General features: G+C 73.7%; 18 protein-coding genes and 3 pseudogenes. 7 read left to right on the forward strand and 14 right to left on the reverse strand.

Going from position 1 to position 23,191, the window contains the following annotated elements; all coding sequences use genetic code 11:
* Nucleotides 1-158: 158 nt before the first annotated feature.
* Nucleotides 159-1,196, forward strand: coding sequence for a CorA family divalent cation transporter (locus tag AB0O09_RS11840; protein WP_363541443.1), 1,038 nt, complete (start codon nt 159-161; stop codon nt 1,194-1,196).
* A gap of 226 nt (nt 1,197-1,422) precedes the next feature.
* Nucleotides 1,423-2,577, forward strand: coding sequence for a glutamate--cysteine ligase (locus AB0O09_RS11845; protein ID WP_363541444.1), 1,155 nt, complete (start codon nt 1,423-1,425; stop codon nt 2,575-2,577).
* Nucleotides 2,578-2,599: 22 nt separating this feature from the next.
* Here AB0O09_RS11845 and AB0O09_RS11850 read toward each other — a convergent pair whose 3' ends face one another.
* The 4 genes and pseudogenes from AB0O09_RS11850 to AB0O09_RS11865 form a co-directional block, all read right to left on the reverse strand.
* Nucleotides 2,600-3,409, reverse strand: a complete 810-nt coding sequence (locus AB0O09_RS11850; protein WP_363541445.1) for a family 1 encapsulin nanocompartment shell protein — start codon at nt 3,407-3,409, stop codon at nt 2,600-2,602.
* Between the two features lie 59 nt (nt 3,410-3,468).
* Nucleotides 3,469-4,440 carry a Dyp-type peroxidase gene (locus tag AB0O09_RS11855; protein WP_363541612.1) on the reverse strand — a complete coding sequence of 324 codons (972 nt, stop codon included), beginning with the start codon at nt 4,438-4,440 and terminating at the stop codon, nt 3,469-3,471.
* 44 nt (nt 4,441-4,484) lie between these two features.
* Nucleotides 4,485-4,673: pseudogene (locus tag AB0O09_RS11860) on the reverse strand (hypothetical protein); the annotation flags it as partial.
* Between the two features lie 15 nt (nt 4,674-4,688).
* Nucleotides 4,689-4,901: pseudogene (locus AB0O09_RS11865) on the reverse strand (hypothetical protein); the annotation flags it as partial.
* A 296-nt stretch (nt 4,902-5,197) separates the two neighbouring features.
* Between AB0O09_RS11865 and AB0O09_RS11870 the strand changes: the two are divergent.
* A pseudogene (locus tag AB0O09_RS11870) lies at nt 5,198-5,404 on the forward strand (hypothetical protein); the annotation flags it as partial.
* 22 nt (nt 5,405-5,426) lie between these two features.
* On the opposite strand, the gene AB0O09_RS11875 reads toward AB0O09_RS11870, so the two are convergent.
* Genes AB0O09_RS11875 through AB0O09_RS11890 form a run of 4 tightly spaced genes read right to left on the reverse strand, consistent with a single transcriptional unit; the run spans nt 5,427 to nt 10,923 of the window.
* Nucleotides 5,427-7,826, reverse strand: coding sequence for a bifunctional salicylyl-CoA 5-hydroxylase/oxidoreductase (locus AB0O09_RS11875; protein WP_363541446.1), 2,400 nt, complete (start codon nt 7,824-7,826; stop codon nt 5,427-5,429).
* A gap of 12 nt (nt 7,827-7,838) precedes the next feature.
* Nucleotides 7,839-9,497 carry an AMP-binding protein gene (locus AB0O09_RS11880; protein WP_363541447.1) on the reverse strand — a complete coding sequence of 553 codons (1,659 nt, stop codon included), beginning with the start codon at nt 9,495-9,497 and terminating at the stop codon, nt 7,839-7,841.
* A 32-nt stretch (nt 9,498-9,529) separates the two neighbouring features.
* Complete coding sequence (locus tag AB0O09_RS11885; RefSeq protein WP_363541448.1) at nt 9,530-10,444, reverse strand: acyl-CoA thioesterase domain-containing protein; 915 nt, start codon at nt 10,442-10,444, stop codon at nt 9,530-9,532.
* Entirely contained in the window at nt 10,441-10,923 is a 483-nt protein-coding gene (locus tag AB0O09_RS11890) for a cupin domain-containing protein (RefSeq protein ID WP_344627205.1), read from the reverse strand. The genes AB0O09_RS11885 and AB0O09_RS11890 overlap by 4 nt, the downstream gene beginning before the upstream one ends.
* A 224-nt stretch (nt 10,924-11,147) precedes the next feature.
* On the opposite strand from AB0O09_RS11890, the gene AB0O09_RS11895 reads away from it, so the two are divergent.
* The 3 genes from AB0O09_RS11895 to AB0O09_RS11905 all read left to right on the forward strand — a co-directional run bounded on the left by AB0O09_RS11895 (nt 11,148) and on the right by AB0O09_RS11905 (nt 13,568).
* A complete protein-coding gene (locus AB0O09_RS11895) occupies nt 11,148-11,570 on the forward strand; it encodes a RidA family protein (RefSeq protein ID WP_363541449.1) in 423 nt (140 codons plus the stop codon).
* A 116-nt stretch (nt 11,571-11,686) separates the two neighbouring features.
* Nucleotides 11,687-12,586, forward strand: a complete 900-nt coding sequence (locus tag AB0O09_RS11900) for a fumarylacetoacetate hydrolase family protein (RefSeq protein WP_363541451.1) — start codon at nt 11,687-11,689, stop codon at nt 12,584-12,586.
* 133 nt (nt 12,587-12,719) lie between these two features.
* The gene (locus tag AB0O09_RS11905; protein ID WP_363541452.1) at nt 12,720-13,568 is read left to right on the forward strand and encodes a PaaX family transcriptional regulator C-terminal domain-containing protein; all 849 of its coding nucleotides are present in this window, start codon (nt 12,720-12,722) and stop codon (nt 13,566-13,568) included.
* A 93-nt stretch (nt 13,569-13,661) separates the two neighbouring features.
* Here the strand turns inward: AB0O09_RS11905 and AB0O09_RS11910 are convergent, their stop codons facing one another.
* The 3 genes from AB0O09_RS11910 to AB0O09_RS11920 all read right to left on the reverse strand — a co-directional run bounded on the left by AB0O09_RS11910 (nt 13,662) and on the right by AB0O09_RS11920 (nt 18,048).
* On the reverse strand, nt 13,662-15,359 hold the full coding sequence (locus AB0O09_RS11910; RefSeq protein WP_363541453.1) for a beta-1,3-glucanase family protein: 1,698 nt from the start codon (nt 15,357-15,359) through the stop codon (nt 13,662-13,664).
* Between the two features lie 328 nt (nt 15,360-15,687).
* On the reverse strand, nt 15,688-16,548 hold the full coding sequence (locus tag AB0O09_RS11915; protein ID WP_363541454.1) for an NAD(+)/NADH kinase: 861 nt from the start codon (nt 16,546-16,548) through the stop codon (nt 15,688-15,690).
* Nucleotides 16,549-16,590: 42 nt separating this feature from the next.
* Nucleotides 16,591-18,048 (reverse strand): ATP-binding protein, encoded by a 1,458-nt coding sequence (locus tag AB0O09_RS11920; protein ID WP_363541455.1) that lies wholly within the window; start codon nt 18,046-18,048, stop codon nt 16,591-16,593.
* 158 nt (nt 18,049-18,206) lie between these two features.
* Here AB0O09_RS11920 and AB0O09_RS11925 point away from each other — a divergent pair, with 158 nt between their 5' ends.
* Nucleotides 18,207-19,415: a transposase gene (locus AB0O09_RS11925; protein WP_363541456.1), complete on the forward strand. Its 1,209-nt coding sequence runs from the start codon at nt 18,207-18,209 to the stop codon at nt 19,413-19,415.
* A gap of 13 nt (nt 19,416-19,428) precedes the next feature.
* Here the strand turns inward: AB0O09_RS11925 and AB0O09_RS11930 are convergent, their stop codons facing one another.
* From AB0O09_RS11930 to AB0O09_RS11940, 3 genes are all read right to left on the reverse strand, one after another.
* A complete protein-coding gene (locus tag AB0O09_RS11930; RefSeq protein ID WP_363541457.1) occupies nt 19,429-21,105 on the reverse strand; it encodes an FAD-dependent oxidoreductase in 1,677 nt (558 codons plus the stop codon).
* A gap of 139 nt (nt 21,106-21,244) precedes the next feature.
* Nucleotides 21,245-22,447 (reverse strand): amidohydrolase family protein, encoded by a 1,203-nt coding sequence (locus AB0O09_RS11935; RefSeq protein ID WP_363541459.1) that lies wholly within the window; start codon nt 22,445-22,447, stop codon nt 21,245-21,247.
* A 66-nt stretch (nt 22,448-22,513) separates the two neighbouring features.
* Nucleotides 22,514-23,143, reverse strand: a complete 630-nt coding sequence (locus tag AB0O09_RS11940) for a GNAT family protein (protein WP_363541460.1) — start codon at nt 23,141-23,143, stop codon at nt 22,514-22,516.
* Nucleotides 23,144-23,191: the final 48 nt, after the last annotated feature.

Raw genomic sequence — 23,191 nt, forward strand, 5'->3', positions numbered from 1 at the left:
CGGCCCCGGGGGCCCCCGCGGCCCCCCCGGGGGGGGGGGGCCGCGGGGGGGGGCCCCCCCCCGACTCGGAGGAACATCGGTTGCCGGGGGCGGGTACGGCGCGCCGTGCCGCATCCGGGCGACGCACGGCGCGGTCGGCCGGACGCGAGGAGACGGTCATGATCGTGGACTGCGCGCACTACCGCGACGGACGCCGGCAGCACGAGGGCGCGATGCCGCTGGAGGAGGCCGCCGCGCACGCCCGGAAGGGTGGATTCGTCTGGCTCGGCGTCTTCGAACCCGGGCCCGACGAGCTGGCCGGCGTCCAGGAGACCTTCGGCCTGCACGAACTCGCCGTCGAGGACGCCCAGGCCTTCCACCTGCGGCCGAAGGCCGAGCAGTACGAGGACGGCACCGAACTCATCATCCTGCGCACCGCGCGGTACGACGACGAGCGCGAGGAGATCGACACCGGCGAGATCAGCATCTTCCTCGCCGAACACTTCGTGATCACCGTCCGGCAGGGCATCGCCAGCGAACTGGCCGGCGCCCGCAGCCGCCTCGAACGCCGCCCGGACCTGCTGCGCACCGGCAGCGCCGCGACCCTGTGGGCCATCCTCGACCAGGTCGTCGACGGCTACGCCCCGGTCGTCGCGGAACTCGACCGCGACATCGAGCAGATCGAGGCCACCGTCTTCTCCGGCGCCGTCGCGCCGACCGAGCGGATCTACTTCCTGCGGCGCGAGGCCACCGACTTCTACCGCGCCGTCCACCCGCTGCTCGCCGTGCTCGCCCGGCGCCTGCAGCCCGGCCGGGCACCGGCCGAGCTGCTGCCGTTCTTCCGCGACGTGCACGACCACCTCCTGCTGGTCAACGAGGAGGTCGCGGCCCAGCGCGACCTGCTGGCCACCGTCCTGGAGGCGAACATCGCGGTGATCTCCGTGGAGCAGAACACCATCACCCTGCGCCAGAGCGCCACCATGGAGCGACTCACCGTCATCGCCACGGTCTTCCTGCCGCTCTCCTTCGTCGTCGGCTTCTTCGGCCAGAACTTCGCCTGGCTGGTCAGGAACATCACCAGCTTCACGGCCTTCCTGGTGCTCACCCTCGGTGGACTGCTGCTGCCCTGCCTGCTGCTCTTCGTCTGGCTGCGCCACCGCCGCCGCAAGCCCGTCGCCCCCGTCCCCGGCGGCCTCGCCCCGTCGGACAAGCCTTAGGGCCTGTCCGACGATTCCCGCCGCGCGCGCGACGCCGGGCATCCCGACCGGACGCACCGCCGTATCGCCCGAGTACGTCCAGTACGAGGCCGATACGGCGGCACACCCGGTCGGGCGCCCGACGCCGCGCGCCGATGCGACGCGAATCGTCGGACAAGCCCTGGCCGGGCGCCCCGGGAACGCCCGCCCGGATGTGCCGACACGGCGGACGTGGTAGCCCGGAGTCATGGGCGCTGGCACCGACACGGCAGGCGGGGGCGGAACGGTCACGGATCCGGGCGGACCCCCGACGATCGGGGTCGAGGAGGAGTACCTGCTGCTCGACCCCGAGAGCGGGCTGCCGCTGCCGCGGGTCGACGAGGTGCGGCGGATCGCCGGACTGCACCCCGCGGTGCACCACGACGAACTGCAGAACGAGCTGCTGCAGGCCCAGGTGGAGGTGGCCACCCCGGTCTGCCGGGGACTGGGCGAGGTCGGCGGCCACCTGCTCCGGCTGCGGCACGCGCTGGCGACGGCGGCGGAGTCGGCGGGCTGCCGGCTGGCGGCCTGCGGCACCGCCCCGTACGCGCCGGACGCTCCGCCGGCGATCGTGGACTCCCCGCGCTACCACTCGATCCGGAGCATCGTCACGCGGCTGGCCGACGAAGCGATGATCAACGGCATGCACGTGCACGTGGCCGTGCCCGACCCGGAGACCGGGGTCGCGGTGCTCAACCGGCTGCGGCCCTGGCTGCCGGTGCTGACCGCGCTCTCGGCCAACTCGCCGCTCTGGTACGGCACCGACACCGGCTACGCGAGCTGGCGGACGGTGGTCTTCGGCCGCTGGCCGATCAGCGGCATCCCGCCGTACTTCGCCGACGCGCGGGACTACGAGCGCCGGATCGACCACCTGCTGGAGGCCCGGCTGATCCGCGACCGCGGCCAGCTGTACTGGCAGGCCCGGCTGTCCGCCAAGTTCCCGACCGTGGAGCTGCGGTCGATGGACGTCCAGCTGCGCGCCGACGAGGCGGTGATGCTGGCCGGGCTGGTCCGGGCCCTGGTCGTCACGGTGAAGCGGGACGCCGCCGAAGGGGTCCCGCCGGACGGCCGGACGCCGGAGAGCCTGGAGGGCGCGGCCTGGCACGCCGCCCGGTACGGCATGGACGGCACGCTGCACGACCCGGCGACCGGATTGTCCCGGCCGGCCGGCGCGGTCGTCGCGGGCATGCTGGAACTCCTCGCCCCGGCCCTCGAGGAGCTCGGCGACACCCGAGCGGTGGCCCCGCTGGTCGGTCGCCTGCTGCGGGAGGGCAACGGTGCCGAACGCCAGCGCCGCCACCTGGAGGAACACGGCAGGACGGGGCTGATCAACATGATCGCGGCGGAGAGCGCCGCCAACTGAACCCCGGCCCCGGCGGCCGCGGCTACGCCGCGGGGGCGGGGCCGATCGCGACGACGGCCTCCTCGGTGTGCACGAGGAAGGTCAGCGACTCCTGGAAGTACAGCTCCACGGTGTCGGTGTCGTGGGCGAGGTAGCCGATGGACAGGTCCTGGCCGAGCTGGAGGGTGAAGTCGCCGCCGCGGGTGGAGATCAGGAAGGCGCCGTCGATGGCGGGGGCCCAGATGATCTCGCCGTCGAGGAGGCGGCGCAGGTGCTCGTGGATCGGGTACCCGTGGTCGGAGGTCTCGCTGACGGCGGTGAAGGCGTCCGCGCTGAGGGCGAGGGTGTAGGCGCCGCCGACACCGGCCAGCCGGAGTTCGCCGATCGCCCGGCTGATCACGTTCGGGTAGTCGCGCGGGTCCGCGGGCAGCGTCAGCGCCTCGTTCGCGGAGGAGGCCCGCAGGCCGGCGATGCCGGCGGCCGGGTAGCCCTCGAAGACGGCGCGGTCCTCGGCGAAGGCGATCCGCCGGGCGGCCTCCTTCACCGGCGCCCAGTCCGCGTCCTGGGCGCCCCGGGCGACGTCGTCCACCTGCGACCGGTCGACGGTGAACGGCACCCGCAGCTCGACCAGCGGCTGCGCCTGCCGCAGCCGGCCCCGCACGCCCGGGTCCGGTGAACGGATCTCGTCCAGGCGGCCGGTGTTGACCGCGGCGAGTTCCGTTCCGCCGGCCTCGGGCACGTCGACGATGCGGCGGGCGGCCACGTGCCGGGTGAAGGTGCGCCGGGCCTCCTGCTCCAGGTCGGCCCAGGCGGCGGCCGAGACGGGCGCGAGTTCGCGGTGCAGGTTGTCCATGGGTCGGGCCTCCTGTTGCCTGGTTCGGTTGCTGCGGTGCCGCCGGGCTGCGGGGGCGGTCAGCGGCTCTTCAGATCGCCGATGCCGAGCGACCCCCGCTCGCCCGCACCGGCGTCCTCCTCGGCCCCGAGGTCCTCCAGCAGGTCGGCGGAGGGCACGAAGAACAGCGTGCCGGTGACGGCCGTGGAGAAGTCGAGGATCCGGTCGTGGCTCACCGGCCCGTCGCCGAGGAACATGTGGCGCAGCATCTCCTCGGTGACCTCCGGCGTCCGCGCGTACCCGATGAAGTACGTGCCGAACTCGCCGCTGCCGGGACTGCCGAACGGCATGTTGTCGCGCAGGATCTGCCGCTCGCCGCCGTCCGGGCCGGTGATCGTGTTCAGCTCGACGTGCGAGCCGGGGGAGTCGATCTCGACGTTGGTGAGCTTGCGGCGGCCGACGATCCGCTCCTGCTGCTCGACCGGCAGCCGGTTCCAGGCGTCGAGGTCGTGCAGGTACTTCTGCACGATCACGTAGGCGCCGCCGGCGAAGTCCGGGTCCTCCGCGCCGATCAGCACGGCCTCGGCGGCCGCCCGGCCGACGGGGTTCTCGGTGCCGTCGACGAAGCCGAGCAGGTCGCGCTGGTCGAGGTACGTGAAGCCGGTGACCTCGTCGGCCACCGCGACCGCGCCGCGCAGCCTGGACATGATCTCCGAGCCGAGCGAGAAGCAGAGGTCCTGCCGGGCGGCCCGGATGTGCAGGAGCAGGTCGCCCGGTGTGGCCGGGGCCCGGTGCCGGGCGCCCTGCAACTCCCGGAAGGGGTGCAGTCCGGCCGGACGGGGGCCGTCCACGAGCCGGTCCCAGCAGGCCGAGCCGATCCCGGCGACGACGCTGAGCCGCCCGTCGGGGTGTCCGAAGCCCACGCTGCGCTGCAGGCCGGCGAGGTCGGCCAGCAGCTCGCGCACCACCGGCTCGCCGCCGGGGTCGACGGTGAGCACGAGGAACAGCGACGCGGTGGTCAGCGGGCTGAGCACCGGCTGCGGAGCGGGCATCTCCACCGTCCTTCCCTCCTGGCCGTCCTGTCGGCCGGTGTCGGTCATGCCGCGTCCGGCGCGGTGCCGTCGGCGGGGTGACGGGCGGTTACCCGCAATTCGCCGTCCTGCACGTCGGCGACGAAGGTGTCGCCCTTGTCGGCCGCCCCGCCGAGCACCGGTTCGGCGATGCGGTTGTCGAGTTCGCCCTGGACGGTGCGGCGCAGCGGCCGGGCGCCGAACCCCGGCCGGTGGCCGTGCGCGACCGGGTGCTCGGTGTCCGGGCCTCCGCTGCCGTCCCCGCGCTGCGAGGCGCGGGCGATCAGCGCGCGGGCGGACCCGGTCAGCAGCCGACCGATCGGCACGCGCTGCACGGCGGGCGGCGAGGACGCCGCGGACATGCCGAAGAAGCGGTCGAGCCGGTCGGAGAAGGGATCCGCGGACCCGAAGGAGCCGAAGCCTTCCGTGGGGGGCAAGCCCATGGAAATCACTCACTTCATTGCAAAAAGGACACAACGCTTGCCACCCTAGCGGCAGGCGGCCGGACCGGCCGGACGGCGGCCGCGCGGCCCCCGCCCCCGCCCTCGGCGCCGCGGGGGCCGTCCACCGGGCATGGCCCGGGCAGCGGGCACCGGCCCGCGTCCCGGAACCCACCCGCCGACGTCGTCCTCCGATGCCCCCCTCGAAGCCGGGGGACGGGACGCCGCGGCGCCGGACGCCAGGGGGCCCGACGCCGAAGGGTGAGTGCCGTGAACGCCTCCGACCGAACGACGACACACCGGTCGACATCACCAGCACCGCCCGCGACCGCTCGACCCGTTCGCCGCACGTCTACCCCGCCGTGCCCTACGACATCCCGCGCGGCTGCGCGGCGGGCTGCATGCCGGAGACGAACGTGCTCTGCGCGCTCGCCGACCACAGCACCCGGAGCGACCAGTCGATCATGAAGCACCTCAGGGGCACCGTCGAACGCTCGGCGGCTTGACCCGCCCTGCCGCCGGGGCGCCTCAGGGCACCCGGGCCGGCTGCCGGGGAGGCGTCCAGCGCAGGTGGACGGCACGGTCCGGGCCCTCCGCGCGGAGCAGCGAGAGGCGGGGCCGCACCGCGTCCGTCCGCGCCGAGGGCGGCTTGCGGCTGCCCGCCCGGAAGGGCAGCGGCCAGTCCGCGGCGGGTCCGCGGTAGTCCTGCTCGGCGGCCGCGTGCAGCGTCCAGTGCGGGTCGTAGAGGTGGGTGCGGCCGATCGCGCAGAGGTCGGCGCGCCCGGCCAGCAGGATGGAGTTCACGTCGTCGTAGGAGGCGATCGCGCCGACCGCGATGACGGCGGCGCCGGCGGCGGCCGCGACCTCGTGCCGGATCCGGTCGGCGAACGGCGTCTGGTAGGAGCGGCCGTAGGCGGGGCGCTCGTCCTTGGTGACCTGGCCGGAGGAGACGTCCACGGCGGCCGCGCCGTGGGAGACGAAGGCGCGGGCGATCTCCACCGCGTCGTGCTCGGTGTTGCCGTCGGGCGCCCAGTCGGTGGCCGAGATGCGCACGATCACCGGGCGCTCGGCCGGCCAGACGGCGCGGACGGCGTCGAAGACCTCCAGCGGGTAGCGCAGCCGGTTCTCCAGCGAACCGCCGTACTCGTCGGTGCGGCGGTTCGCCAGCGGCGACAGGAAGGACGAGAGCAGGTAGCCGTGCGCGCAGTGCAGTTCGAGCAGGTCGAAGCCGGCTTCGGCGCCGCGCCGGGCCGCCGCGACGAAGTCGGCGGTGATCCGGTCCAGGTCCGCCCGGGTCACCTCGCGCGGGGTCGCCGAGCCGGGCCCGTACGGCAGCGGCGAGGGGCCGACGACCGGCCAGTTGCCCTCCGCCAGCGGGTCGTCCATGCCCTCCCACATCAGCCGGGTGGAGCCCTTGCGCCCCGCGTGGCCGAGCTGCAGGCCGATCCGGGCGGAGCTCTGCCCGTGCACGTAGGAGACGATCCGGCGCCAGGCGTCGCGCTGCCCGTCCGTCCACAGGCCGGTGCAGCCGGGGGTGATCCGGGCGTCCTCGGAGACGCAGACCATCTCGGTCATGACGAGGCCCGCGCCGCCCATCGCCCGGGAGCCGAGGTGGACGAGGTGGAAGTCGCCGGGCACGCCGTCGACCGCGGAGTACATGTCCATCGGGGAGACCACGACGCGGTTCTTCAGCTCCAGCTGCCCGATCCGGAACGGCTGGAACATCGCCGGGACGGCCCCGGCCGCCGTGCCGGCGGCTACCGCGCCCTGCGCCGCCGCGAAGCCGGCGGCGACCCGGTCGGCGAAGTCGCCGTCGCGCTCGCGGAGGTTGTCGTAGGTGATCCGACGCGAGCGGGTCAGCAGGTTGAAGCAGAACTGGGTCGGCTCCTGGCGGACGTACATGCCGATGTTCTCGAACCACTCCAGCGAGGCCTGCGCGGCCCGCTGGGTGGACTCGACGACCGGCCGCCGCTCGGCCTCGTACGCCGTCAACGCCTCGTCGAGGCCGGGGTGTTCGTGCAGGCAGGCGGCGAGCGCGAGGGCGTCCTCCATGGCCAGCTTCGTCCCCGAGCCGATGGAGAAGTGCGCGGTGTGCGCGGCGTCCCCGAGCAGGACGAGACCGCCGTGGTGCCACCGCTCGTTGCGCACGGTGGTGAAGTTCAGCCACTTGGAGTTGTTGGCGAACAGCCGGTGGCCGTCCAGCTCGGCGGCGAACAGCTCCCGGATCCGGTCGACGGCCTTCTCGTCCGAGGTGCCGGGTGGGAACTCCTCGCCCTCGGTGGCGTCGAAGCCGGCCCGGCGCCAGACGTCCTCGTGCATCTCCACGATGAAGGTCGAACCGGCGTCGGAGTACGGGTAGCCGTGGACCTGCACGGTGCCCCACCGCGTCTGCTTGACGAAGAACTGGAACGCCTCGAACACGAGGTCCGTGCCGAGCCACATGTACTTGTTGCGCCGGGTGTCCAGCGCGGGCCGGAACTCCTCGGCGAACGCCTGCCGCACCCGCGAGTTGGCGCCGTCCGCGGCGACCGTGAGGTCGTACGAGGCGAGCAGCTCGGCCGTGTCGGGCGCCGCGGTGCCGAAGTGCAGCTCGACGCCCAGGTGGCGGCAGCGGTCCTGGAGCAGGCGCAGCAGCTCCCGGCGGCCCAGGGCGGCGAAGCCCTGGCCGCCGACGGTGTGGCTGCCGCCGTCGAGGTGGATGTCGATGTCGGTCCAGCGCGCGAAGCGGTCGGCCATCGCGGCGGCGAACTCCGGGTCGGCGTTCTCGATGCCGCCGAGCGTCTCGTCGGAGAACACCACGCCGAAGCCGAAGGTGTCGTCCGGCGCGTTGCGCTCCCAGACGGTCACCCGGTGGGCCGGGTCGAGCTGCTTCATCAGGGCGGCGAAGTACAGGCCGCCGGGCCCGCCGCCGACGATCGCGATCCTCACGCGCTGGTCCTCTCAGTGCTCGGCGGCAGGCGCGGCGGCCTGCTCGTCGTCGACGATCCTGCGCAGCACGAAGCGCTGCAGCTTGCCGCTGGTGTTGCGCGGCAGGGCCTCGCAGAACCGCACCTCACGCGGGTACTTGTAGGGCGCCAGGATCCGCTTGACGTGGTCCTGGATCTCCTTGGCCTTCGCGGCGTCGCCGGTGACGCCCTCGCGCAGCACGACGAAGGCGCAGACGACGGAGCCGCGCTCGGTGTCCGGCTTGGCGACGACCCCGGACTCCACCACGTCCGGGTGGGTGTCGACGGCCGCCTCGACCTCGGGGCCGCCGATGTTGTAACCGGAGGAGACGATCATCGCGTCGCTGCGGGCCCGGTAGTAGAAGTAGCCGTCGGCGTCCCGGTGGAAGAGGTCCCCGGTGACGTTCCAGCCGTCCACCACGTAGTCGTACTGGCGCGGGTCGTCGAGGTAGCGGCAGCCGACCGGGCCGATCACGGCCAGCCGGCCGACCTCGCCGGGGCCGAGCTCGCGGCCGTCGACGTCGAGGACGGCGGCCCGCCAGCCCGGCACCGGTCTGCCGGTGGCGCCCGGGCGGATGTCGTCGCCGGCCGCCGAGACGAAGATGTGCAGCAGCTCGGTGGCGCCGATGCCGTCGATGACCCGCAGCCCCAGCCGGTCGTTCAGCGCCTCCCAGGTCGTCCGCGGCAGGTGCTCGCCGGCGGAGACCGCGGCCCGCAGCCCGGCGAGCCGGTGCTCCTGCCCGCCCCGCAGGATCGCCCGGTACGCGGTCGGGGCGGTCGCCAGCACGCTGACGCCCTGCTTCTCGACGAGCTCGGCCAGCTGCAGCGGCGTCGCCGACTCGGTCAGCAGCGCGCAGGCGCCGGCCCGCAGCGGGAAGACGACCAGCATGCCCAGGCCGAAGGTGAAGGCCAGCGGCGCCGAGCAGGCGACCGTGTCGCCCGGGCCGAGGCCGAGCAGCGGCCGGCCGAAGGTGTTGTCGATGGAGAGCACGTCGCGGTGGAAGTGCATGGTGATCTTCGGGACGCCGGTGCTGCCGGAGGTCGGGCCGAGCAGGGCGACGTCGTCCGCGGCGGTCGGCACGTTGGTGAACTCGCCGGACTTGGCGGCCGCCCGCGCCACCAGGTCCCCAGGGCCGTCGCCGCCGTGCGCCACCACCGTCAGCGAGGGCAGGACGGCCGCCCGGACGGCCTCGACGTCCTCGGTGAAGCGGTGGTCCACCAGCGCGACCGCCGGCAGCGTCCGCTCCACGACCGGCGACAGCTCCCGGGCGCGCAGCGCGGCCATGGTGGCCACGGCCACCCCGCCGGCCTTCAGCACGCCCAGCCAGGCCGCCACCGCCCACGGGTTGTTGGGGGAGCGCAGCAGCACCCGCCCGCCCGGAACGAGACCGAGGTCCTCGGTCAGCACCTGGGCGACCTGGTTGGCCCGCCGCTGCAGCAGGCCGTACGACCAGGTCTCGCCGTCCGGGGTGCGCAGCGCGGGGGCGTCGGGGCCGTGGGTGAGGACGGGCAGGTCGACGAGTTCGGCCGCGGCGTTCAGCCGGTCCGGGTACTGCAGCTCCGGCGTGGTGAACTCGAGCGTCGGCCACAGCTCCGCCGGGGGCAGGTGGTCGCGGGTGAAGGTGTCCAGGTGGGCCGACGGTGAAAGAGTCAACGGAGGAGTCCTTCCAAGGCGTTGACGCAGGGTCAGGCGGTGCGGATCATGCCCTCCTGGGCGACGGTCGCCAGGTGGCGGTGGTCCCGGGTGAAGAAGCGCCCGGTACCGAGACCGCGGCCGCTCTCGGCGGCGACCGCCTCCTGGACGTAGAGCAGCCAGTCGTCGACCGGCCCGCGCCGGTGGAACCACATCGCGTGGTCGAGGCTCGCGGTGACCAGCCCGGGCATCGCCCAGGGCAGTCCGAGCACCCGCAGCACCGGCTCCAGGATCGTGTAGTCGCAGACGTAGGCGAGCGCCGCCCGGTCCCGCTGGTCGTCGGTCAGCCCCTCGACGGGCCGCAACCGGTCGAACGGCCGCACCCACACCGCCTGGTGCGGCGTCTGCTTGCCCTCCACGGCGAGGTAGAGCGGGCCCGGCACGTGGCGCATGTCGAAGCTCCGGCCGCCCGACCAGTAGGCCTTGGACGCCTCCGTCATGGTGCCGCCGCTGCGCTCCGCCAGGTACGCCGCGGAGTCGGGCAGGGTCTCGGGGGCCGGCACCTCCAGGTCGAGGTCGGGGCCGGCCTCGAAGCTGCCGCCGGGCTCGCCGGCCGCGAAGTTCGCCAGGCAGACGTAGACCGGCCGGCCGTTCTGGTAGGCGCGCACCTGCCGGGTGCTGTAGCCGCGGCCGTCCCGCAGCAGCTCGACCTCGTGGCGCACGGCGGCGCCGATGTCGGCGGGCCGGAGGAAGTAGCCGTGCATGGAGTGCAGCGACTTGCCGTCGGCGACCGAGCGCATCGCGGCGGCCGCGGCCTGTGCCACCAGGTCGCCGCCGTACGCCTTCGGCCACGGGCAGGGCTGGGTGGTGGCGGTGAACGCGAGGTCGAAGTGCTGGGGATCGGCCGGGCTCAGGGTGACCGCCGCGGTGAAGACCGCGGAGGTGGGCGGGGCGGCGTCGGCGGTCATCGGTCCGTCCAGTCCCGCAGGTCGGCGTCGGCGACGTCCGGCAGGTTGACCACGATGTTCTCGGGCGTGCGGGTGGTCATCCAGACCAGCGGCTTCGTCCGCGACAGGTTGCACTCCACGTGCGGCATGAAGGGCGGTACGAACACCCAGTCGCCCTCCTCCATGTCGAGGTAGTCCGCGAACTCCTCGCCGAAGTAGATGCGCGCCCGGCCGGAGAGCACGTAGCCGCCGGTCTCGGCCTCGCCGTGGTGGTGGGAGACGGAGCGGTAGCCGGGCTCGTTGCTGACCTTGCCGAACCAGAGCCGCCGGGCCGGGGTGTGCTGGATGCTCACGCCGGAGACCCGGACGGCGCCGCCCGAGTCGGCCGTGCCCGGGTCCTCCAGACCGCGGCGCGTCACGACGGGCGCGACCAGGCCGCTCGGCAGCCGGTACATCGAGTTGTCGCCTTCGAGGCGGTACTTGCTGAGGTCGGGCTCCATTGCGGACGGCTCCGTTCCGTGCGGCGGACGTCGGCGCGCCGGTGGGCCGGCCGCGGCGCCCGGCGCCATGGTGGTGTCGAAGGTGTCTGCTGCCGGGCCGGCGCTGTTCCCGCCCGGCGCCCGGGCCGATCGGTCTCTCGTTTTTTTCACGGCCGTCATCTATTGTCAATACGCCCCGCGCGGCGGGGCGGAACCGGCCCGACGCAGCACCGACCGGAGGTCGCATGACGCCCGTCGCCGTGAACCCGGACACCCTTCCCGTGCCCAGCGGCTACTCGCACGGCACGCTGGCGGGGAACACCCTCTACCTCGGCGGCCAGACCGCCCTCGACGCCGACATGCGGATCGTCCCCGGCGGCATCGTCGAGCAGTTCCGCCAGGCGTTCGGCAACGTGCTCACCACCCTGCGGGAGGTGGGCGGCGAACCGCAGGACCTGGTCAGCGTGACCCTGTACCTGACCGACATCCCCGACTACCAGGCCCACGGCAAGGAGATCGGCAAGGTCTGGCGGGAGCTGGCCGGCCCCGTCTACCCCGCCATGGCCGGCATCGGCTGCACCGCGCTCTGGCAGCCCGAAGCCATGATCGAGATCCTCGGCGTCGCCGTCGTCCCGGACGACCGCCTGGTGCGCCCCGGCGGCCGCTAGGAGTCGTCTTCAAGGTGCTCGGGAGGTACCCCCGCGCGCCCTGAACCGACCACCCGAGCGCCCCCCTCGCATCGACATTCTCTGACGACCGGCACGGATCCTCACGAAGGGCAGGCATGAGACTCGCATCGCTCACCGTCGGGGGCGCCCGGCGCGCCGCGGCCGTCGACCGGACGGGGACGGCGGTGGCGGCGCTGCCCGCCTCGCTCGGAACCGTCGACGACCTCGTCCGCGGCGGCCCCGCCGCCCTGGACGCGGCCCGCGAGGCGGCCGAGGCGGCCCTCGCCGGCCCCGACGTGCTGCCGCTCGACGGCGTCCGGCTGGAGCCGCCCCTGCAGCGGTTCAACCGGGACATCCTCTGCACCGGCTGGAACTACCAGGACCACTTCGAGGAGTCGGCCGGCAAGCGCGGCGGCCAGGACCCGGCCGAGCGGCCGACCCGGCCCACCTTCTTCACCAAGGGCCCGGACACCGTCATCGGCCCGGCCGACGACATCGCCTACGACCCGGACCTCTCCGCCCAGTGGGACTACGAGGCCGAGATCGCCCTCGTCATCGGCCGCGACGGCCGGTCCATCCCCGAGGCCGAGGCACTGCAGCACGTCCTCGGCTACCTGGTCGCCAACGACGTCTCCCAGCGCGACCTGCAGCGGGCGCACGGCGGCCAGTGGCTCAAGGGCAAGAGCATCGACGCCACCATGCCGCTCGGCCCCTGGCTCACCACCGCCGACGAGATCGCCGACCCCGCCGACCTGCAGGTGCAGTGCGAGGTGAACGGCGTCCTGAGGCAGAACGCCTCCAGCGCGCAGATGGCCTTCCCGTTCGCCCGGCTGATCGCCGAGCTCAGCCGGGGCATGACCCTGCGCGCCGGGGACGTCCTGCTCACCGGCACCCCGAGCGGCATCGGCAGCGCCCGCGACCCGCAGGTCTTCCTCGGCCACGGCGACCTCGTCGTCACCCGCGTCGGCGGCCTCGGCGAACTACGCAACCGGGTGGTGGCGACATCCCTGGTCTGAGCCCGGCCGGCGGCCGCCCGGCACCGCACGGCGGCCGCCGGGAACGCCGCGATCATGCACCGCGGCGAGGCGGTAGGCTGCCCGCCGACGGGCACGACGGACGGCACCGGCCCGAGGCGAGGAGAACACAGCTGTGACGGCCGGGCCCGAGGAGTCCCCGGTGGCCGGCCGCGACACGCGGCACGGACCGCTGATCATCACCGCGTTCGGGCTGTACGCCCGCGGCGAGCAGAACTGGCTCTCGGTCGCCTCGGTGGTCCGGCTGATGGGCGACCTCGGGGTCGAGCCGCCGGCCGTCCGCTCCTCGGTCTCCCGGCTCAAGCGGCGGGGCGTCCTGGAGAGCGCCCGCCACGACGGCGCGGCCGGCTACTCGCTCGCCGCGCCGGTGCTGGAGACGCTCGCGGAGGGCGACGTCCGGATCTTCGAACGGGTCCGCGCCGTCGCCGAGGACGGCTGGATCGTCGTGGTCTTCTCCGTCCCCGAGTCCGAGCGCCAGAAGCGGCACGAGCTGAGGGCAGCACTGACCAGGCTCGGCTTCGGCACCGCCGCGCCCGGCGCCTGGATCGCCCCGGGCAACCTCGCGGCCGAGACCCGACGGACCTTGGAACGCCTCGGGCTCGCCGGGTACGTCGACCTCTTCACCGGCGAGCACCTCGCCTTCGGCGACCTGCGCTCCAAGGTCCGCCGCTGGTGGGACCTCGACGAACTCACCGCGCTGTACGCGGACTTCCTGCGCCGCTACCGCCCGGTGCTGGAGCGGACGGAGACGGCCGGGGTGTCCCCGCAGGAGGCCTTCCGGGTGTACGTGCCGATGCTCACCCAGTGGCGCAGGCTGCCCTACCGCGACCCGGGCCTGCCGCTCTCGCTGCTCCCGCCGGGCTGGAACGGCGTCGGTGCGGGCGAGCTCTTCAGCGCGCTCAACGCCGCCCTGGGCGCCCGGGCCCGCGAGCACGCCCTCGCGGTGATCCACGACGAGCGGTAGGGCGGGCCCGGTGCCTCCCCGGCGGCCCTGCGGCGGAACGGGTGTGCGGCCCCCGGCCTGCCCGCCGGGGACCGCACACGACGACCTCGGGGGTTACGCGAAGGTGAACCAGTTGAGGTTGACGAAGTCGGCGGGCTGGCCGCTGTCGAAGGTCACGTAGACGTCGTGCGTCCCGGTGGTCCGGGCGATGTCGGCCGGGACGGTCCGCCAGGTCTGCCAGCCGCCGGTGTTGGCGATCGCGAAGTTGCCGACCGGCGTGGCGGTGGGACTGCCGAGCCGGACCTGCACCAGTCCGCTCACCCCGGCTGCCGCGCCGGACGCCACCCGCGCGCTGAAGCGGGTCGCCCCGGCCGTACCGAAGTCGACGGCGTTGAACTTCAGCCAGTCGCCGTTGCCGAGGTTGCCCACGTCGGAGCCGCCGCCGGTGTCCGAGCAGGCCTCCGTCCGGGTGCCCGACTGGGCGTTGAACGCCTCGGCCTGGATGGTGGAGAAGGCGCTGGCCCCGCCGCCGCCGGTGGCGGTCGCGGTCGGCGTCGGGGTCGGCGTGCTGCCGCCGCCGCCCGCGGTGCCGCCGACCGTGATCGTCCACCGGGTCGGGCTGCCGGACTGCACCTTGCCCTCGAAGTCCACCCCGGACGGGTGCACGTCGTCGTACGGGAAGGCGTAGCCCAGACCGTCGGGGGTGGTGGTGTGCAGGATCCGGGCGTAGTGGTTGGTGCGCGGCTTGGTGTAGAAGGCCGACGGGTTCTCGGCGGTCGGCTGGTTCGGGTTGTCCAGCAGGGTGGTGCGGTTGAAGGCGGCGGCGAGTCGGGCGCTCAGGTTGCCCATCTCGTCGTTGCCGGTGGTGAAAGGTGCGTCGCTGCAGGAGAAGATCGACAGGGTGGAGGGCCGGGCGAAGCTGCCGACGCCGGGGAAGGTCAGCGTGTCGCCGTTCACCCGGCCGGTGACGGTGCCCCAGGTGAACTGGGTGTCGATCTTGAGGTCGGTGGTGCGGTACTTGGTCCACACCTGGTCGACGTAGCTGTCGAAGTAGCCCTTGAACAGCGTGCTGTTGCCGCGGATCGCCAGGTTGGGGCTGAGCACCCGCAGGTCCGCGCCGTTCTTGCTGACGATCAGTCGGCTCCAGTCGCTGCCGTCGGCCGCGGACTGCGCCCGCAGCGCGCTCGCGACCCGGGAGAGCCCGTCGGCGGGCAGGCCGCGTACGTTCTGGGTGCCCTGACCGGTTTCCAGCTGGAAGGAGATCGGCAGGCCGACCATGTCGACGAAGGTGATGTTGGCGTACAGCTGGTCGTTGTTGAACGTGAATTCGCAGAAGTCGTGGCGGATGTCGATGTTCGGGTCGGACGGGTTGCTCACCGACGGCAGGGCGAGGCCGCCGCCGCGGTTCATCAGGAAGGTGAGCTTCGAGCCGACGGCGAAGTAGATGCGGCCGCTGTCCAGACGCGGCAGGGTCACCCGGCGGGGGCCGGCGCCGGAGCCGTTGAGCGCGATGGCGCAGTCGACGCCCAGCGGCGTCTGGTCGTTGGCCGGGGACGGCGGGTGGTACAGGCTGCTGCCGTTCGCCTGCACGAAGGCCCAGTTGCCGCCCGCGGCGGGGTCGCGGCCGAGGACGTAGGCGTAGACGGTGTTGTTCCCGGTGGTGTTGACCAGGTCCAGCGGCAGGGTGACCGAGGTCGACGCGCCGGCACTGGACTGCAGCCAGGTCACCGCGGCGGGCACGGTGAGGGCCACGCCCGCCGTGGCGGCGAGGAGCTTGCGGCGTGATATCGGGCGCTGGTGACGAGGCGTCATGAGTGGGGGTTCCGTTCTCCGCGGGTCGGGTGGGGGAGCGGGGGAGGCAACTGCCGTACGGGGTCCGTCGGTTCGCGCATCAGGTTGTGCTCACCGACAGTAGTGAGAGCGCTCTCAGATCTGAAGCGGCGTCGTCCGTGGGCCTGAATATTACGGAGTGGCAACCGTCATGGCAATGTCAGGAGACCACGCCTCATGCGGCTCTGACCTGCAATAATGTGAGAAGGCTTGCGGCTTAACCCTCTCTTAAGCCTCCTTTGATGTGCAGAGAGGGCTCTCGGCGTGGTGACGGAAAAGATCCCTCCGTCGACTCGGCGGTGCCGGGACCTCAGTCGGGTTCGGCCGAACCGGAGAGACGGAGCTTGCGCTGCGCCCGCTGGTAGAACGTGGTGCGGCCGAGCCGGACCACCCGGGCCGCGGCCGGCAGCATGGTCACCTCGACCACGTCACCCGGCCGGACACGGCCGACCAGCCGGCCGTCCGCCTCCACGGCGAGGTCCCCGCTGTGCGCCAGCACCTCCAGCGACAGCCGCTCGCCCGCGGAGAGGAAGACCGAGCGGTTGAACACCGCGTGCGGCGCCACCGGCGTGATCAGCAGCCCCTCGGCGTTGGGCGACACGATCGGGCCCCCGGCGGAGAAGCTGTACGCGGTCGACCCGGTGGGCGTGGCGACCACCACCGCGTCCGCCGTGTACTGCACGAACGGCTGCTCCTGGACGCGCACGGCGACCTCCGCCGAGCGCTGCCCCGGACTGCGCACCAGCACCACGTCGTTGAGCGCCGTCTCGTGGCTCGCCTTGAACCCGGCCCGGACGCCGGAGCGCTGCTCGACGGTGAACCGGTGCTCGTCGATCGCGTCCAGCGCCGACGGCAGTTCGGGTATGTCGACCTCGGCGAGGAACCCCAGCCGTCCGACGTTGACCCCGAGAACGGGCGCGTGCCCGCCGACCGCGAGCCGCAGCGCCCGCAGCATGGTGCCGTCCCCGCCCAGGCTGATCAGCAGGTCCGCGGAGGCCGTCATCTCCTCGGCCCCGACCGGTATCGCCCGGCAGCCGATCCGGTGCACCTCCTCCGCCATCCCCAGCACCTTCGCGCCGCGCCCGTGCCCCCAGTCGAGGACGGCGTCCACGGTGGCCGCGCACTGGCGCTCCGGGTGGAGCACCAACCCCACCGTGCCGATGTATCCCATCCCGTCCACCTCGCTCTGTCGGTCGGGCCGCCCGGCGGCCGCTCAGGACGGCTGCTCGGCCGCGCCCGCCCCGGGCGCGGTCAGCGGCAGGCGCACCTGGAACCGGGTGTCGCCCGGCACGGATTCCACCCGCAGGTCGCCGTGGTGCTTGTTGACGACGATGCGCCAGGAGATGTCCAGACCGAGACCCGTCCCCTCGCCGACCGGCTTGGTGGTGAAGAACGGGTCGAAGATGCGGTCGCGGATCTCCTCCGGCACGCCCGGGCCGGTGTCGCCGAACTCCACGAGCAGCCGGTCGCCGTCCCGCGCCGTGCGCACCGTCAGCGTGCCCTCCCCGCCGTCGCCGTCCATGGCCGCGACGGCGTTGTCGATCAGGTTCGTCCACACCTGGTTGAGCTCGCCCGGGTAGGCGGGGATCGCCGGCAGCGTCCGGTCGTACTCCTTGACCACCCGGATCCGCGGGCCGATCTTGCCGGAGACCATCAGCAGCGTGCTGTCGATCAGCTCGTGCACGTCGGCCGTCCGGTAGGGCGCGCGGTCGAGCTGCGAGTACTGCTTCGCGGCGGTGACGAGCGCCGAGACGCGGTTGGTGGACTCCTCGATCTCGTTCATCAACAGCTCGGTCTCGACCGTGTAGTTGAGCCACCGCACCGCCCCCTCCAACAGGCCCTCGTCCACCCGCGCCGCGACCTGGTCGAGCCAGTCGGTGTCCAGGCCGGCCTGGACGAAGGTCGGGGCCAACTGCCAGCCGCCCGCGATGCCGTGGTCGTCCAGCCAGTCGGCGAGCGCGTCCTCGCGGTCCGAGGCCTCCAGCGGGCTGAGCGCGACCGCCTTGGCGACCCGCTCCGCCGTCCGCTCCTGGACCTCGACCAGCGACTCCAGGCTCTCCCGCCGGAACGGGCCCGCCGCGATCGCGCCCAGCTTGTGGCGCATCCCGGCGACCCGCTCGCGCAACGCCGAGGTCGCCCGGACGGCCGCCGCCGCGGGATTGTTCAACTCGTGGGTGAGCCCGGCGGACAACGCCCCCAGGGCGAGCAGCCGCTCCCGCTGCCCGACCGCGGCCTGCGCGCTCTTGTACCCGAAGAACAGCCCCTCCAGCAGGTGCACGGCCATCGGGAACCACTCCCGCATCACCTGCGCGAAGGTCTCCGCCGGCAGCACGAAGAACCGCGAACGCTCCGGCACCTGCAGCGAGCTGTTGTACACCTGCGCCACCCGGTCGCCCAGGTAGGACTGGAACGCCCCCGCGTACACCCCGCGGTCGGAGGTCCGGGTGACCTCCACGTCGGAGTCGCCCACCTTGCGCGAGAGCACCACCGTGCCCTCCAGCAGCACGTAGAAGCAGCTCGCCGGATCGCCCTCGGCGTACACCGGACCCGCGTCGAACTCCACCACCGAGCCCTCCCGGCAGAGCCGGTCCAGCTGCTCCGGGGCGAGCTCCTCGAACAGGAAGAGGGTGGAGAGCTCCACCGGATCGCAGGGCATCGGACGGCCGGTCATCGTGATTCCTTCGTGGATGCCCCGGTCTTCAGGTCGGGGAGGGAACGGAGGTCCTGCGGAGCAGGGCGGGGAAGGCCGAATCGTCGCCACGGTGATCGGGCGCCCACGGCCACCGGCCGACACCGGTTGCTCGCGCGGAAATTGATAGGCTGTGAGGTGTGGCGCAGCAGGTCAAGCGGGCATTCAAGTACCGCTTCTACCCCACGGGCGAGCAGGCGGCCGAGCTGTCCCGAACGTTCGGCTGCGTCCGCCTCGTGTACGACAAGGCGCTGGAGGAGCGCGCACGGGCCTGGCACGGCGAGCAGCGCCGGATCTCCTACGTGCAGTCGTCCGCCGCGCTGACGGAGTGGAAGAGGACCGAGGAGTTCGCCTTCCTGGCGGCGGTGTCCTCCGTTCCGCTCCAGCAGGCGCTGCGCCATCTTCAGACGGCGTTCGGGAACTTCTTCGCCAAGCGGGCCGAGTACCCGCGGTACAAGAGCCGGAAGAACTCCCGTGCGTCGGCCGAGTACACCCGCAGCGCCTTCACATGGCGTGGCGGCCGGCTGACCCTGGCCAAGATGGCGGAGCCGCTGGACGTCCGCTGGTCGCGCCCGCTGCCCGAGCGCACGGAGCCGGCCACGGTGACCGTGTCCCGCGACAGCGCGGGCCGCTGGTTCGTGTCCCTGGTGGTCGAGGACAGCGTCGCCCCGGCGCCCACCACCGGTGCGGCGGTCGGTCTGGACGCCGGAATCAATGCTCTGGTGACGCCGTCCACCGGGGAGAAGGTCACCAACCCCGGGCACGAACGGTGCGACCGTGCCCGGCTGGTCCGCGCGCAGCGCGAGCTGTCGCGGAAGGCGAAGGGCTCGGCGAACCGGGAGAAGGCCCGGCGCCGTGTCGCCGGGGTCCACGCGCGGATCGCCGACCGGCGCCGCGACTTCCTGCACAAGCTGTCGTCCCGTCTCGTTCGTGAGAACCAAACGATCGTGATCGAGGACCTCGCCGTCCGCAACCTGCTGCAGAACCGCAGGCTTGCGCGCGCCATCTCGGATGCGTCCTGGACGGAACTCCGCTCCATGCTGCAGTACAAGTGCGCCTGGTACGGGCGTGAACTCGTCGTGATCGACCGCGGGTTCCCCTCCAGCAAGCTGTGCGGGGCCTGCGGCGCGGTCGTGGCGAAGATGCCGCTGAACGTCCGCGAGTGGACGTGCGACTGCGGCGCCGTGCACGACCGCGACGTGAACGCGGCACGCAACATCCTGGCCGCCGGGCCGGCGGCGTCTGCCTGTGGAGACGGTGTAAGACCTCAACGGGAATCCTCCCGTGCGGGGCGGTCGTCGGCGAAGCAGGAACCCCGGCGGGCGACCGCCGGAATCCCCCGCCTCTGAGTGGGGGAGGAAGTCAAGACTGCTCCAGGTAGCGGTGGGCGAGCATCACGGCCATCGCGCCCTCGCCGACGGCGGAAGCGACGCGTTTGGCCGACTCGGCGCGGGCGTCCCCGGCGACGAACACGCCGGGGACGTTCGTCTCCAGGTGGTAGGGCGGGCGGTCCAGCTCCCAGCCGGCCGGCAGCCGGCCCTCCGGTGCCAGGTCCGGGCCGGTCAGGATGAAGCCGCGGGAGTCCCGGAGCACCGTGCCCTCCAGCCAGTCCGTCCGCGGCGCCGCCCCGATGAACACGAACATCCACTGCGCGTCGACGAGTTCGCTCCCGCCGGACTCGGTGTCGCGCAGCGTCAGCCGCTCCAGCTGGTGTTCGCCGTGCGCCGCCTCCACCACGGTGTTGGCGCGGACGGAGATCTCCGGGGCCTCCTCGACCTGCTGGACGAGGTAGTGCGACATGGTCGCCGCCAGCGAGGGCCTGCGCACCACCAGGGTCACCGACTTGGCGCTACGGGCCAGGTACAGGGCGGCCTGGCCGGCCGAGTTGGCGCCGCCGACGATGTAGACGTCCTGGCCCTGGCAGGCGGCCGCCTCGGTCAGCGCCGAGCCGTAGAACACCCCGCACCCGGTCAGCTCCGCCGCCCCCGGCGCGTCCAGCTGCCGGTAGGACACGCCCGTCGCCAGGATCACCGCGTGCCCGGCGATCGCCGAGCCGTCGGCGAACCGGACGACCCGCGCGGCGCCGCCGACCTCCAGCCCGGTGACCTCCCGCGCGGTGAGGATCTCGGCACCGAACTTCGCCGCCTGCCGTCGCGCCCGGTCGGTGAGCTGCGCCCCGGACACGCCGTCCGGGAAGCCGAGGTAGTTCTCGATGCGCGAGCTCTGGCCGGCCTGGCCGCCGGTCGCGGACCGTTCCACCAGGACGGTCCGCAGCCCCTCGGAGGCGCCGTAGACGGCCGCGCCGAGGCCGGCCGGCCCGCCGCCGATGATGACGAGGTCGTAGAAGTCGGCGGCCGGGGTGGTGGCCAGGCCGACCCGGGCGGCGAGGTCCCGGTCGGCGGGTGCGACCAGCGCCGTGCCGTCCGGGGTGACCACCAGCGGCAGCCGCCGGCCGTCCTCGCCCGCGGCGGCGAGCAGCCGCCGCCCCTCGGGGTCGTCGGAGGAGTACCAGCGGTAGGGCACCTCGTTGCGGGCCAGGAACTCCCGCACCGCGGAGGAGCGCGCCGACCAGCGGTGGCCGACGACCTTGGTGACGGCGACCCGGCGGTGGTCGGCGGCCCGCCACACCTCCAGCAGGTCGTCCAGCACCGGGTAGAGCTTCTCCTCCGGCGGCTCCCACGGCTTGAGGAGGTAGTGGTCGAGGTCGATCACGTTGATGGCGTCGATCGCCGCGCCGGTGTCCGCGTACGCGGTGAGCAGCACCCGCCGCGCATCGGGGTAGATGTCGATCGCCTGTTCGAGGAACTCGATGCCGCTCATCGCCGGCATCCGGTAGTCGGCGATGATCACCGCCACCGGGTCGCCGCGCAGCTTCAGCTCCCGCAGCGCCTCCAGCGCCGACTCCCCGGACTCCGCGCGCACCACCCGGTACGACTCGCCGTACCGTCGGCGCAGGTCCCGGGCGACGGCGCGGGACACCGCCGGATCGTCGTCCACGGTGATGAGAACGGTCCGCGGCGGACCGGCGGTCTGAGCCATGGGGACCCCGTCCCGAGCTGATCGGCTTCCGCCCTGGACGTCACCCGTCCGGCCACGCCCGAGCGCCGGTCATCCATCCTAGGGATGATCCGGGCACTTCACCACGAATGGTGCGGCCGGTCGCGCTGCCGCCCGCCGCTCAGCCGGTGAACCGCCCGTCCCGGGCGACCATCCGGCCCACCCGGACGGCCACGCCCCGCCGGGGCGGGTCGACCACCACCTGCGGCAGGAAGTCCGCAGGCGAGCCGGGCGCCGGGTCCGCGGCGGGCAGCCCCGGCAGCGCGGCGCCGCCGGCGGAGGCCGGCGCGAAGCACTCGGCCGGCTCGCCGTCCGTCCGCGCGTCGGTCGTCCAGCCGAGCAGGTGCGCGCGGTGCAGCACGTCCGCGTTGCCGAACGGGCTCCACGAGTCCCGGACGCCGTCCGAGCCCAGGCCCACCCGCACCCCGTGCTCCGCCAGCACCCGGAACGGCAGCACCTGGTGCGCCGAGGGCGCCACGGTCGTCAGCCCGATCCCGGCGTCCGCCGGCAGTTCCGCCGGGCCGGCCGGCGCGGCCCCGGACAGCTCCGGCACGCAGAACACGCGGCTCACCACCACCCGGCCCTGCATGCCCGCCGCCCTCGTCCGGGCGGCGATGTCCCGCAGCGGGGCCGGACCGCGCTCCCCGGCGTCGTGCAGGTGGACGTCGACGAGCAGGCCGTGCCGTTCGGCGAGGCCGAAGACCTGGTCCAGCTGGTCCGGGCCCTCGCCCGCCGCGCCCACCCCGTCGAATCCCGCCCTGTCGAATCCCGCCGGGTCGATCCCGCCCACCGCGTCGATCGGCCCGCTCGCCGCCGCCTCGGCCGGCAGCGCGCCCGCGCCGGGTGTCCGCCGCACCCCGTGCTGCGGGAAGGCCACCACCTGGACGTCCGGCGCCCCGCGCAGCAGCTCCCGCGCCGTCGCCAGGCCCTCGACGCCGGCCAGCCCGTGGGCCGGGGCCACGTCGACGTGCGCCGGGACCGCCCGGGTGCCCGGCGCCACCGCGTGCGCCGGCAGCCGCCGGGCCCGCTCGGCGACCGGCGTCCGCTGCTGCGCGTACAGGTCGACGTCGCCCTGCACGTACTCGGGCAGCCCGGCGGCCGGACGGCGGCTGTACCAGGGCTCGCCCCAGGCCGTCATGTCCGGGTGGACGTGGGCGTCCACCGGTGTCGGCAGGGCGATCCGGCCACCCCCGTCGACGACCTCCACCCGGGCGGCCTCGGGGACCTGAGCGGCCGGCAGCCCGTCCACGGCGACCAGGTCGACCGGCTCGCCGACGCCGAACGGGCGGACACCGCGGAACACGGTGGCGGTGGATGCGGTCACGGGTCCTCCTCCGCCGGGCCGGACACCGCTCCCGTCATCGGCCGCGGGCCTCCGGCCGGTGCGGCGTCACCGTGCGGTGCGGTGCCCGGCGAGGCGCCGTTCGAGGCCGGCCCGGACCTCCGGCCACTCCTGCGCCGTCACCGAGAAGATCGCCGAGTCGCGGAGGCTGCCCTGCTCGCCGGGTGCCCACGAGGCCGACCAGTTCCGCAGGACCCCTTCGAACCGGGCGCCGACGCGTTCGATCGCGGCCCGCGAGCGGCCGTTGCGCGCGTCGGTCTTCAGGTCGACCCGCGCCACGCCCCACTGCTCGAAGGCGTGCCGGAACAGCAGGTACTTGGCCTCGGTGTTCAGCCCGGTGCCCTGCGCGGACGCGGCCAGCCAGGTGAAGCCGACCTCGACCGCGCACAGTCCCTCGCCGTCCGGCCAAGGCCGCGGGTCCCAGAACGCGGTCGCCCCGACCACCCGCCCCGAGGCGCGTTCCACCTGGGCGAACGGGGCGAGCAGGCCGGCGGCCGCCCGGGCGAGCTGCTTGTCCACGTACGCCGTGGCCTCCGCCGCGGCCGGCACCCAGGTGAAGCCGTACGAGCCGCGGTCCTCCTCCGCCGCAGCGGCCAGGCCCGCCGCGTGGCGGTGCTCCAGCGGCTCCAGCCGCACCAGCGAACCCTCCAGCACCGGCGCCTGCAGTACGGATCCCACGGGCATCCCCCTTCTCGGACGGTCGAGTCGACCGGTATCCGACCACAG

The organism is Kitasatospora sp. NPDC093679, assembly GCF_040683455.1.
GTDB classification, from domain to species: Bacteria; Actinomycetota; Actinomycetes; order Streptomycetales; family Streptomycetaceae; genus Kitasatospora; species Kitasatospora arboriphila.